10 protein-coding genes are annotated in these 12,382 nt (G+C 73.2%); 7 read left to right on the forward strand and 3 right to left on the reverse strand.

Annotated elements, in window-relative coordinates:
- Positions 1-28 precede the first annotated feature (28 nt).
- Positions 29-1,639: a malate synthase A gene (gene aceB, locus ACWIX7_RS14670; RefSeq protein ID WP_448617184.1), complete on the reverse strand. Its 1,611-nt coding sequence runs from the start codon at positions 1,637-1,639 to the stop codon at positions 29-31.
- A 187-nt stretch (positions 1,640-1,826) separates the two neighbouring features.
- Here aceB and ACWIX7_RS14675 point away from each other — a divergent pair, with 187 nt between their 5' ends.
- The 4 genes from ACWIX7_RS14675 to ACWIX7_RS14690 all read left to right on the forward strand — a co-directional run bounded on the left by ACWIX7_RS14675 (position 1,827) and on the right by ACWIX7_RS14690 (position 5,815).
- A complete protein-coding gene (locus ACWIX7_RS14675) occupies positions 1,827-2,603 on the forward strand; it encodes an IclR family transcriptional regulator (RefSeq protein WP_448617185.1) in 777 nt (258 codons plus the stop codon).
- 93 nt (positions 2,604-2,696) lie between these two features.
- Entirely contained in the window at positions 2,697-3,155 is a 459-nt protein-coding gene (locus ACWIX7_RS14680) for a MarR family winged helix-turn-helix transcriptional regulator (RefSeq protein WP_448617186.1), read from the forward strand.
- A gap of 53 nt (positions 3,156-3,208) precedes the next feature.
- On the forward strand, positions 3,209-4,813 hold the full coding sequence (locus ACWIX7_RS14685; protein ID WP_448617187.1) for an MDR family MFS transporter: 1,605 nt from the start codon (positions 3,209-3,211) through the stop codon (positions 4,811-4,813).
- A 72-nt stretch (positions 4,814-4,885) separates the two neighbouring features.
- Positions 4,886-5,815: a diacylglycerol/lipid kinase family protein gene (locus tag ACWIX7_RS14690; RefSeq protein ID WP_448617188.1), complete on the forward strand. Its 930-nt coding sequence runs from the start codon at positions 4,886-4,888 to the stop codon at positions 5,813-5,815.
- Between the two features lie 86 nt (positions 5,816-5,901).
- On the opposite strand, the gene ACWIX7_RS14695 is transcribed toward ACWIX7_RS14690, so the two are convergent.
- On the reverse strand, positions 5,902-6,339 hold the full coding sequence (locus ACWIX7_RS14695) for an OsmC family peroxiredoxin (RefSeq protein WP_448617189.1): 438 nt from the start codon (positions 6,337-6,339) through the stop codon (positions 5,902-5,904).
- 72 nt (positions 6,340-6,411) lie between these two features.
- Positions 6,412-6,855, reverse strand: coding sequence for a MarR family winged helix-turn-helix transcriptional regulator (locus ACWIX7_RS14700; RefSeq protein WP_448617190.1), 444 nt, complete (start codon positions 6,853-6,855; stop codon positions 6,412-6,414).
- A gap of 202 nt (positions 6,856-7,057) precedes the next feature.
- Here ACWIX7_RS14700 and clpB point away from each other — a divergent pair, with 202 nt between their 5' ends.
- From clpB to ACWIX7_RS14715, 3 genes are all read left to right on the forward strand, one after another.
- Positions 7,058-9,643 carry an ATP-dependent chaperone ClpB gene (gene clpB, locus ACWIX7_RS14705; protein WP_448617191.1) on the forward strand — a complete coding sequence of 862 codons (2,586 nt, stop codon included), beginning with the start codon at positions 7,058-7,060 and terminating at the stop codon, positions 9,641-9,643.
- A gap of 277 nt (positions 9,644-9,920) precedes the next feature.
- Positions 9,921-10,607, forward strand: coding sequence for a hypothetical protein (locus ACWIX7_RS14710; RefSeq protein WP_448617192.1), 687 nt, complete (start codon positions 9,921-9,923; stop codon positions 10,605-10,607).
- A 65-nt stretch (positions 10,608-10,672) separates the two neighbouring features.
- Positions 10,673-12,328, forward strand: coding sequence for a molybdopterin-dependent oxidoreductase (locus tag ACWIX7_RS14715; protein WP_448617193.1), 1,656 nt, complete (start codon positions 10,673-10,675; stop codon positions 12,326-12,328).
- Positions 12,329-12,382 lie beyond the last annotated feature (54 nt).

The following is a 12,382-nucleotide window of genomic DNA, read 5'->3' on the forward strand; positions in this document are numbered from 1 at the left end:
TCCGCTCGGTGGGTCGGTGGGGCGCCGGTCACGGCATGCGCTCGTAGGCCGGCAGGGTCAGGAAGTCGGAGTACTCGTCGGACACCGCCATCTCGAGGAACAGCGCGCGGGCGTCGTCCCAGCGGCCGGAGGCGAAGGAGTCGCCGCGGGCCTCGGCGATGGCCTGCATCTCCTCGTCGGTGATGCGCTCGACCAGCTCGCGGGTGACCGTCTCGCCGTTGGAGAGCCGCACCCCGTTGTGCAGCCACTGCCAGACCTGGCTGCGCGAGATCTCGGCGGTGGCGGCGTCCTCCATGAGGTTGTTGATGCCGACCGCGCCGGAGCCGCGCAGCCACGACTCGATGTACTGGATCCCGACGCTGATGTTGCTGCGCAGCCCCGCCTCGGTGGTCTCCCCCGGCGTGGAGCGGACGTCGAGCAGCTGCTCGGCCGTGACGTGCACGTCCTCGCGCTTCTTGTCGATCTGGTTGGGGCGCTCGCCGAGGACGGCGGTGAAGACCTCCTTGCAGAGCTCGACCATGCCCGGGTGGGCCACCCAGGAGCCGTCGAAGCCGTCGTTGGCCTCGCGCTCCTTGTCGGCCCGGACCTTGGCGAAGGCCTGCTCGTTGACCGCCGGGTCCTTGGAGGGGATGAACGCGGCCATGCCGCCGATGGCGTGCGCGCCGCGCTTGTGGCAGGTGCGCACCAGCAGCTCGGTGTAGGCGCGCATGAACGGCACGGTCATCGTCACGGAGTTGCGGTCGGGGAGGAGGAACTCCTCACCCCGGGTCCGGAACGTCTTGACGACGCTGAACATGTAGTCCCAGCGGCCGGCGTTGAGGCCCGCGGAGTGCTCTCGCAGCTCGTGGAGGATCTCCTCCATCTCGAACGCCGCGGGGTAGGTCTCGATCAGGACTGTCGCGCGGATGGTGCCGCGCGGGATGCCCAGGTGGTCCTGCGCCAGGTTGAAGGCGTCGTTCCAGAGCCGCGCCTCGAGGTGGCTCTCCATCTTCGGCAGGTAGAAGTACGGGCCCTGGCCGCGGTCGATCTGCTTCTGACCGCAGCTGGCCAGGTACAGCGCGAAGTCCACCAGGCTGCCGGAGGTCTGCTCGCCGTCGACGGTGATGTGCTTCTCGGGGAGGTGCCAGCCGCGCGGGCGCACGATGATCGTGGGCAGCTCCACGTCGTCGCGGACGCGGTACTCCTTGCCCTCCGGGCTGGTGAACTCCAGCGTGCCGTCGATGGAGTCCATCAGGTTCAGCGGGCCGTTGACCACGTTGGTCCACAGCGGGGAGTTCGCGTCCTCCTGGTCGGCCAGCCAGCACTTCGCGCCGGAGTTCAGCGCGTTGATCGTCATCTTCCGGTCGGTGGGGCCGGTCATCTCGACCCGGCGGTCGACCAGGCCGGGCGCGGGATGGGCCACCTGCCAGGAGTCGTCCTCGCGGATCGACCGGGTCTCCTCGAGGAAGCCCAGGCCGGCGCCGTCGGCCAGGGCCCGCACCCGCTCCTGCCGGGCCGCCAGCCGCTCGAGCCGGCGCCCGTTGAGCTCGCGGTGGAGGAGGGCGACGAGCTCGAGCGCCCGGGGGGTGAGGATCTCGTCGAACCGGTCCTCGATCGGGCCGGTGATCTCGAGACCGTCCACGCCGGCGATGGTGCTCATGGTTCTCCCTGGAGTCGCTGTGCTGGGGCGCTGACTTGTTCCGCAGTGCGGTGAGTCGGAGTAATGTCGTTCCGCATCGTGGAACATGTTGTCTGGTTACTGGAAAAGTAGTGGTAGCCATCACGCTTTTCAACCCGAGGAACCCACTACCCGGAACCCCATCGAGCGGAACGAGGGGAGCAGACCCATGGCCGCTGGCGGGACGGCGGAGGGCGTGCAGTCGCTGGACCGCGCCTTCCTGCTCCTCGAGCTCATGGCCGACGCCGACGGCGAGGTCGCGATCAGCCGGCTGGCCGCCGACAGCGGCCTGGCGGTGTCGACCATCCACCGGCTGGTGCGCACGCTGGTGGCCCGCGGCTACGTGCGCCAGCTGCCGTCGCGGCGCTACGTGCTGGGCCCTCGGCTGATCCACCTGGGGGAGTGCTCGTCGCGCGTGCTGGCCACGTGGGCCCAGCCGCACCTCTCCCGGCTCGTCGACGCCATCGGCGAGACCGCCAACATGGCCATGCTCGACGGCGACCGGGTCGTCTACGCCGCCCAGGTGCCCTCCCGGCACTCCATGCGGATGTTCACCGAGGTCGGCCGGCGGGTGCACCTGCACTGCACCGGCGTGGGCAAGGTGCTGCTGGCCCAGATGTCGCCGGAGACGGCCCGCCGGCTGCTCCTGCAGGGCGGCATGCCGGCGCGCACCGACCGCACGGTGACCGACCCCGACGAGCTGCTGGCCCAGCTGCCCGGCGTCGCCGAGCAGGGCTACGCCCTCGACGACGGCGAGCAGGAGGCCGGCGTCCGGTGCGTCGCGGTGCCCGTGCCCGGCGGCTCCGCGGCCGGGGCGATCTCCGTCTCCGGGCCGGCCGGCCGACTGGGGCTCGACGCCGTGCCCCGGGTGGTGCCCCTGCTGCAGTCCGCGGCGGCCGCGCTGGCCACGGAGCTCGGCTGGGACGTCGACCGGCTCGGCCGCTGAGGGTGGCCGCCCTCACAGGGTGAAAAGTTGCCTACAGCAACCAACCATCCGTATGGTTGCACGAGGCAAGTACTCCCTGTCGAGGACGGCGACGTGTCCACCACCCCCGAGACCCGTGACCGGCTGACCTCCGGCCTGGCTCGCGTCATCCGCAGCGGCCGTCACCTGAGCGTCCGAGCCGCGGACTCCCTGTACGGCGACCTGCCCTCGTTCGGCTGGGCGCTGCTCGTGCCCCTGGAACAGGACGGCGAGCAGCGCTGCAGCGCGCTGGCGGCGCGGGCTGGCGTCGACGTGTCCGTCGCCAGCCGGCAGCTGACGGCCCTCGAGGGCTCCGGCTACGTCGAGCGCCGGCCCGACCCGCACGACGGGCGCGCCAGCCTCGTGCACCTCACCGACGAGGGTGTCCGGGCCCTCGCCGTCACCCGTGCGCTGCGCGCCCAGTGGGCCGGCACCGCGCTGGCCGACTGGGACGAGGACGACGCGCGGCTGCTGTCCGGTCTGCTGGAGCGGCTCGCGGCCGACCTCGAGCGGGCGCCCGCCGCCGTCGCGTGACCCGCGGACCCCACGCACCGCCTCCCGCCCGAACCCGCCAGACCAGGAGAACCGTGGCCACCACCACCCACGACGACCGCACCGCGGCCGTCCCCACCTCGGCGCCCGCCGACATCGCCCCTGCCGAGCAGCAGGGGCGGATGACCCACCGGCAGATCCTCTCGGCGCTGTCCGGGATGTTGCTGGCGATGTTCGTGGCGTTCCTGTCCTCGACCGTCGTCTCCAACGCCCTGCCGACGATCATCACCGAGCTGCGCGGCACGCAGGGTCAGTACACCTGGGTGGTCACCGCGACGCTGCTGGCCTCGACCGCCTCGACCCCGATCTGGGGCAAGCTCTCCGACCTCTACAGCAAGAAGCTGCTGATCCAGGTCTCGATCGTGGTGTTCATCGTCGGCTCGATGCTGGCGGGCCTGGCCCAGTCGGTCGAGACGCTGATCGCCTGGCGGGTGCTGCAGGGCCTCGGCCTCGGCGGCATCCAGGCACTGATGCAGATCGCGATGGCCGCGATGATCAGCCCCCGCGAGCGCGGCCGGTACTCCGGGCTCATCGGCGCGGTCATGGCGGTGGCCACGGTCGGCGGCCCGCTCATCGGCGGCCTGCTCGTCGACACGAGCTGGCTGGGCTGGCGCTGGTGCTTCTACGTCGGCGTGCCCTTCGCCGTCGTCGCCCTGGTGCTGCTGCAGCGCACCCTGCACCTGCCGGTGACCAAGCGGCACGTCCGCATCGACTACCTGGGTGCGGCCTTCCTCACCGCCGGCGTCTCCGCGCTGCTCATCTGGGTCACCCTGGCCGGCGGCACCTTCGCCTGGGCGTCCCTCGAGACGGCGCTGTTCGTCGGCGGCGGGCTGCTGGCCGTGGTCGCGTTCGTCGTCACCGAGCTGCGCGCGGCCGAGCCGATCGTCCCGCTGCGGCTGTTCCGCGACCGGACGACGACGTTGTCGATCCTGGCCAGCATCGCGATCGGTGTGGCGATGTTCGGCTCGTCGGTCTTCCTCGGTCAGTACCTGCAGATCTCCCGCGGCTACTCGCCGACCGCGGCCGGCCTGCTGACGCTCCCGATGGTCGGCGGACTGCTGATCTCCTCGACGGTGTCGGGCATCCTCATCACCCGATCCGGGCGGTGGAAGGGCTACCTCGTCGCGGGGTCGCTGCTCGTCGTCCTCGGCTTCGCGCTGCTCGGCACGATCGACCACGAGACGGACATGGTGCTGCTCGGGGCCTTCCTGTTCGTCCTCGGTGTGGGCATCGGCATGACGATGCAGAACCTGGTGCTCGCCGTGCAGAACACCGTCGCCGCCCGCGACCTGGGTGCGGCAAGCTCGGCGGTCGCCTTCTTCCGCAGCCTCGGCGGCACCATCGGCGTCGCCGTCCTCGGCGCGGTGCTCGACGCCCGCGTCAGCGCGCTGATCGCGCAGGCTCTGGCCGGCGTGCCCGGTGCCGCGCAGGGCGCCGGCGGGGCGGGGCTGGCCGACCTGGCCGACGCGCCGCCGGCCGTCCGGGCGTTGATCGCGGCGGCCTACGGCGACGCGACCGGGCGCATCTTCGCCGTCTCCGCCGCGGTGGCGGTGGTCGCGGTGGTGGCCATCCTCCTCATCCGCGAGGTGACCCTGCGGACCGAGAGCGGCGACGAGCGGCTGCGCACCGAGTCCGCCTGAGAGAGGACCCCTGCCCCACCACTCGCTGGCTCGCGACGGGGTCCTGCAGGGGCCGCGGGCTACGGTGCGGCGGTGAGCGGGACGCCTCGACTGCTGCTGGTGGTCAACCGGGCCGCGGGCACGGCGGAGGACGACGCGGTCGAGGCGGCGGTGCGGACGCTGCGTGCCGAGGCCGACACCGAGGTGGTCGCGACCGGGTCGGCGGCCGAGCTGGACGACGCGGTCGCCGCCCGGGACGGGCGTCGGATCGTGGTGCTCGGCGGGGACGGCTCGGTGCACGCCGTGGTGAGAGCACTGGACCGGGTGGGCGCCCTCGACCCGGCCGAGCCGGTCGGCATCGTCGCCCGGGGCACCGGCAACGACCTCGCACGGACCCTGGGCCTGCCGCTGGAACCGGACGCGGGGGCGGCCGCCGTCCTCGCCGGGCGGCCCCGGCCGCTTGACCTGCTCGACGACGACGCCGGTGGCCTGGTGGTCAACGCGGTGCACGCGGGCGTCGGGGCCCGGGCCGGCGCGCAGGCCGACCGGCTGAAGGAGCGGCTCGGCGCCGTGGCCTACCCGGTGGGCGCGGCGTTGGCCGGCGTGGGCAGCCCCGGCTGGCCGCTCCGGGTGGAGGTCGACGGCCGGGTGGCGACGCACCCGTCGGAGGGGTGGGCGGCCGACGGCACCTGTGACGTGCTGATGCTCGGCGTGTGCACGGGCCGCTCCATCGGCGGCGGGACGCCGCTGGCCCCGCAGGCCGAGCCGGACGACGGACTGGCCGACGTGGTGCTCTCGATCGCGACCGGTCCGGTGGCCCGCGCCGCCTTCGCGGCGGCGCTCACGAGCGGCGAGCACGTGGACCGGCCCGACGTCCTGGTGGTGCGCGGCCGTGAGGTGTCGGTCACCGGGGGGCCGGTCGACCTCGACGCGGACGGCGAGGTCGAGGAGGGCGTCCTGGCACGGATGTGGCGGGTGCGGCGGCACGGCTGGTCGGTGCTCGTGCCGCCGCGCCCTCGGTGACGAACTGAACGGCCTCACCAGCACGCCGCCGGCCCCGTCCAGAGGCTCGCCGCGAGTCTGCGAGCGGTGAGGAGGACGGGGTCCTACTACTCCAGGGCGGCGTCCAGGCTGATCTCGTCGACGCCGGCCAGCGCCTTGCTCACCGGGCAGCCGGCCTTGGCCGCCTGGGCGGCCTGCTCGAACCCCGCGGCGTCGAGCCCCTCGACCTCACCGCGGACGGTGATCTCGATCTTCGTGATGTGCGGGCCGCCGTCCTTCTGGCCCAGCGTGACGTCGGCGGAGACCTCCAGGGACTGGGGCGTGCCGCCGGCCTTGCCGATCTCGTTGGACAGGGCCATCGCGAAGCACGACGAGTGCGCGGCCGCGATGAGCTCCTCGGGGCTGGTCGTGCCGTCGGCCTCCTCGGCCGCGCGCTTGGGGAACGACACCTCGTAGGTGCCGACCTTGGAGCTGGACAGCTCGACCTGACCGGAGCCCTCCTGCAGGGTGCCGTTCCAGGCGGTGCGAGCGGTACGGGTGGGCATGGGTCCTCCTCCTCGGGACTGGTGTGTCGCGGGTGCGCTACCCCGGTCCGTCGTGGACAACCCGTCGTCGGGTCAGTTGGTCGTGACCCGCTCGGTGATCAGGTTCAGCTTGGTCTTGAGGTCGGCGAACTCCTCGCGGTCGAGGTCGAGCGCACAGATGATCTCCTCGGAGATCGCGCCGGCCTCGTCGCGCAGCGCCCGGCCGGCGTCGGTCAGCGCGATGGCGACCGAGCGCTCGTCCTCCACGCGGCGGTGGCGGGTGACCAGGCCGGCGGTGGTGAGCCGCTTGAGCAGCGGGGAGAGCGTGCCGCTGTCGAGGGAGAGGCGGGCGCCCAGCTGCCCGACGGTCTGGTTGTCCTCCTCCCACAGCAGCATCATCACGAGGTACTGGGGATAGGTCAGACCGATGGCGTCGAGCAGTGGCCGGTAGCGCGCGGTCATCGCCCGGGAGGCGGCGTAGAGCGCGAAGCACAACTGGTCCTCGAGGACCGCGCTCGGGGGCGGGAGACGCGTCATCCTCCAGATTCTAGGGCCCTGGTCCCCGTGGGACCGGAGGTTGCGCCCCAGACGTGGCCCACACTGGTCGCGCCGGCCGCCCCTGCCCGGGGTGGAGGCAGCGAGGTTGAGTGGAACAGACTCAACCCTCGCGTCGTTGGACACCTCGACAGCACCCGGCCGGCTCGCCCGGCCCCTCCCGAGAGGACCGTCCCCACAGACCATGCAGAGCAAGCTGACCACCCGTTCGCGGGAGGCGATCACCGCCGCCCAGCGGCTCGCGGTCGACCGCGGCCAGGCCGCGCTCGAGCCCCTGCACCTGCTCGCCGCGCTGCTCGAGCAGACCGACGGCATCGCCGGCCCGCTGCTCAAGGCCGTGGGAGCCGACGTCGCCGACGTCCGGGCCAAGACCGACGCCGCGCTGCGGCGGATGCCCAGCGTGAGCGGCGCGACCGTTCCCGCCCCCTCCCCGTCCCGGGAGCTGCTCCGCGTGCTCAACGCCGCCGGGGAGCAGGCCAGCGCGCTGGGCGACGAGTTCGTGTCCACCGAGCACCTGCTGGTGGGCCTGGCGAGCTCCGACGGCGAGGCGGCGGCGGTGCTCACGAGCGCCGGCGCGACCCGGGACGCGCTGCTGGCGGCCTTCCGCACCGTGCGCGGCAACCGGAAGGTCACCACCGCCGACCCGGAGAGCATGTTCCAGGCCCTGGAGAAGTACGCCGTCGACCTCACCGAGCGGGCCCGCGAGGGCAAGATCGACCCGGTCGTCGGCCGCGACACCGAGATCCGCCGCGTCGTGCAGGTGCTCTCCCGCCGCACCAAGAACAACCCGGTGCTGATCGGTGAGCCCGGCGTCGGCAAGACGGCGATCGTCGAGGGCCTGGCCCAGCGCATCGTCGCCGGCGACGTCCCCGAGAGCCTCAAGGGCAAGCGGCTGATGGCGCTCGACCTGGCCAGCATGGTGGCCGGCGCCAAGTACCGCGGCGAGTTCGAGGAGCGGCTCAAGGCCGTCCTGCAGGAGATCGCCGAGTCCGAGGGTGAGGTCATCACCTTCATCGACGAGCTGCACACCATCGTCGGCGCCGGTGCCACCGGTGACTCGGCGATGGACGCCGGCAACATGATCAAGCCGATGCTGGCCCGCGGTGAGCTGCGCATGGTCGGGGCCACCACCCTCGACGAGTACCGCGAGCACATCGAGAAGGACCCGGCGCTGGAGCGCCGCTTCCAGCAGGTCTTCGTCGGCGAGCCCTCGGTCGAGGACACCATCGGCATCCTGCGCGGCCTCAAGGAGCGCTACGAGGTCCACCACGGTGTCCGGATCACCGACGCGGCCATCGTCGCCGCCGCCACCCTGTCCGACCGCTACGTCACCGCCCGCTTCCTGCCGGACAAGGCGATCGACCTGGTCGACGAGGCGGCCAGCCGGCTGCGGATGGAGATCGACAGCCGGCCGGTCGAGGTCGACGAGGTCGAGCGCGCCGTCCGCCGGCTGGAGATCGAGGAGATGGCGCTGGCCAAGGAGGACGACCCGTCCTCCCGGGAGCGGCTGGCCGCGCTGCGCGCCGACCTGGCCGACAAGCGCCAGCAGCTCGACGAGCTGACCGCCCGGTGGCAGCAGGACAAGAGCGCGATCGTCCGCATCCAGCAGATCAAGGAGGAGCTGGAGCGGGCCCGCCTGGAGGCGGAGCGGGCCGAGCGCGACGGCGAGCTGGCCAAGGTCGCCGAGCTCCGCTACGGCCGGCTGCCCCAGCTGGAGAAGGCGCTGGCCGACGCCGAGGCCTCGGTCGCGGGCACCGACTCCATGCTCAAGGAGGAGGTCGGCCCCGACGACATCGCCGAGGTCGTCCAGGCCTGGACCGGCATCCCCGCCGGGCGGCTGCTCGAGGGGGAGACCCAGAAGCTGCTGCGGATGGAGGAGGAGCTGGGCCGGCGCGTCGTGGGCCAGCCCGACGCCGTCCGTGCCGTCTCCGACGCCGTGCGCCGGGCGCGCTCCGGCGTCGCCGACCCGAACCGACCCACCGGGTCCTTCCTGTTCCTCGGCCCGACCGGCGTCGGCAAGACCGAGCTGGCCAAGGCGCTGGCGGAGTTCCTGTTCGACGACGAGCGGGCGATGGTCCGCATCGACATGAGCGAGTACTCCGAGAAGCACTCGGTGGCCCGGCTCGTCGGCGCCCCGCCCGGCTACGTCGGCTACGAGTCCGGGGGCCAGCTCACCGAGGCGGTGCGGCGGCGGCCCTACACCGTCGTGCTGTTCGACGAGGTCGAGAAGGCGCACCAGGACGTCTTCGACGTGCTGCTCCAGGTGCTCGACGACGGCCGGCTGACCGACGGCCAGGGCCGCACGGTGGACTTCCGGAACACCATCCTGATCCTGACGTCGAACCTCGGCTCGCACCTGATCGCCGACCAGTCGGTCGACGAGGAGCGGCGCCGGTCGGCGGTCATGGAGGTGGTCCGGCAGCACTTCAAGCCGGAGTTCCTCAACCGGCTGGACGACGTCGTGGTCTTCCACGCCCTCGGCAGCGAGGAGCTGGCCGGCATCGTCGACATCCAGGTCGGCGTCCTCGCCCGCCGGCTGGCGGCCCGCCGGCTCACGCTGCGGGTCACCGACGCCGCGCGCGAGTGGCTGGCGCTCAACGGGTTCGACCCGGTCTACGGCGCCCGCCCGCTGCGCCGGCTGGTGCAGTCGGCCATCGGCGACCAGCTGGCCAAGGCGCTGCTGGCGGGTGACATCCGGGACGGCGACGAGGTCGTCGTCGACGCCCCGCAGGACCTCGCCGAGGAGGGCCTGACCGTCCGCCGCGGCTGAGAGAGAGGACCCCGTCCTCACCGCTCGGAGGCTCGCGGCGAGCCTCTGGACGGGGCCTGCGCGACCGTGGGGGCCGCCGGGCCCGTCGTCCCACCCGGGGCGGCGGGCCCGCGCGCGTCACGAGGGTGGGCCGCTGCGCGTCTCGGCGATGACGTCACCGCACCGCACCACACCCCACCGCACCGATCCGGTCTCGATCGGCCATCGGCACTGGCCCGGTCCCGAAGGGTCCGTGATCATCGGGCAGGACACCCCAGGAACGACCAGGGAGCGAGTGATGACGTCAGGGCAGGGCGGCCAGGACCCCCAGCAGGGGCAGCCGCCGCAGGGCCAATCCGGCTGGCAGACGCCGCCGGGGCAGGGCTGGCAGAACCCGCCGCCTCCGCAGGGCGGTTGGCAGGACCCGCAGCCGGGTGGCTGGCAGGACCCGCAGCAGGGCTGGCAGGGACAGCCGCCGTACGGCTACGGTGCCGCGCCGTCCGCCCCGGGACAGCACCTCTCGCCGGAGGCCCCGCCCCGGCCGGACACCGTCCGTTTCGGCACCGGCGCCTTCGTGGCCAACCTGCTGCTCGGGCTGATCGGCTCCGCGGTGGCCTTCGGCAGCCTGGAGAGCATCGTCAACCAGGAGCTCGCCACGTCCGGGGTCCAGTTCTCCGAGGAGTCCGTCCGCTCGCTGCTCGTCGTGGGCGCGGTGATCGGGCTGGTCTTCACCGCCCTCCAGGCGATGTTCATCTTCTTCGCGTGGAAGGGCCACAACTGGGCCCGCATCGTGCTGTTCGTGCTGGGCGGGCTGGCCCTCGTGAGCGGGCTGGTGGGCCTGGGGCAGCCGACCACCGGTTTCCTCAGTGCCCTCTCGGTGTTCCAGCTGCTGTTGCTGGCCGTCGGCATCGTGCTGCTGGCTCGCCGGCCGTCCAACGAGTGGTACCGGGCGATGACAGTCCGCCGGCAGGCGGGACTGCGCTGACGGCTCGTTACGGAACCGTTACCGGATCCGTGAACCCATAGGGCGGCTGGTCACGAAGACCAGTCGTGACCACCACCGAGCAGATCCCGGCCGCGGCGACCGGCCCGGACGCACCGCGTCGCCGCGGGCGCCGTCCGCCGGCCGCCGCGGCCGGGCTGCTCTCCGCCGGTGTCGCGCTGGGTGGAGCCGAGCTCGTCGCCGGCCTCGTCGGTCCGCAGTCCTCGCCGGTCGTCGCCGTCGGCGACACGGTCATCACCCTCGTCCCGGAGCCGGTCAAGGCCTTCGCGATCGCGACCTTCGGCCAGCACGACAAGACAGCCCTCGTCGTCGGCACGCTGGTGGTCGTCGCGGTCTACGCGGCGGTCGTCGGCGTCCTGGCGTTGCGCCGCCGGGCGGTCGGGGTGGTCGGGATCGCGCTGTTCGGTCTGGTCGGGGCCACCGCGGCGGTCACCGGCCCCGCCGGCGGCCCCCTCGACGCGCTGCCGGCCCTCCTCGGCGCCGGCGCGGGCATCGTCGCGCTGCTCGCGCTGCTGGCCCCGCTCACCGTGCCGTCCGCCGGCACCACGGATCCCCGTCCCGACGACGGAGCCCCGCTCGCCGAGCGCCTGCAGACCGCCCTCGGCTCCGGCGACCGCAAGGGCGCCGGCCTCGACCGCCGGCGGTTCTTCCTCACCAGCGGTGCCGCCGCCGGTGCCGCCGTCGTCACCGGCGGTGCGGGCCGGCTGCTGCTGCGCCGCTTGGACGTCGGCGGTGCGCGCGCCGACCTCACCCTCCCGGCGCCGGCGTCTCCGGCCGCGTCGCTGCCCGCCGGTGCCGACCTCGCCCCGCAGGTCGAGGGCCTGACGCCGCTGTTCACCTCGAACCGCGAGTTCTACCGGGTCGACACCGCGATCACGGTGCCCCAGATCAGCCCCGCCGACTACCGGCTGACGCTCACCGGGATGTTCGACTCACCGCGGACCTACACGCTCGACGACCTGCTCGGCCGCGACGACGTCATCGAGCGCGACACCACCCTGACCTGCGTCTCCAACACGGTCGGGGGCCGGCTGGCCGGTACCGCGCGCTGGCTCGGGATCCCGCTGGGGGCCTTCCTCCGCGAGAACGGCATCCGGTCCGGTGCCGACCAGCTGGTCTGCCGCTCCTCGGACGGCATGACCATCGGCGCCCCGGCCCGCGCGGCGCTCGAGGTCGAGGACGCGATGATCGCCTTCGGGATGAACGGCGAGCCGCTGCCCGTCGAGCACGGCTTCCCGGTGCGCATGCTCATCCCCGGGCTCTACGGCTACGTGTCGGCCTGCAAGTGGATGACCGGCATCGAGGCCTCCACCTACGGCGCCTTCGACGCCTACTGGACCGAACGCGACTGGGCCGCGCAGGCGCCGATCAAGGTCGCCTCCCGCATCGACACCCCCGCCCCGCTGCGCCGCTTCCCGGCCGGCCGCCGTCCGATCGCCGGCGTGGCCTGGGCACAGACCCGCGGTGTCAGCGCCGTCGAGGTCCGGGTCGACGACGGGCCGTGGCTGCCGGCGCAGCTCTCCCCGCAGGTGGACGCCGACCTGTGGCGGCAGTGGGTGCTGCCCCACGACTTCGGGCCCGGCTCGTACCAGCTCACGGTCCGCGCGACCAGCGCCGAGGGCGAGGTGCAGACCGGGGAGCGGGCCGAGCCCTTCCCCGACGGGTCCAGCGGACTGCACTCCATCCGGGTCACCGCAACCTGACCCACCACCTCCAGGACTCGTCTCGGCCGCCGGCCGCAGGCGCGGCCCCGCCCC

This window comes from Geodermatophilus sp. URMC 65, from assembly GCF_053502545.1.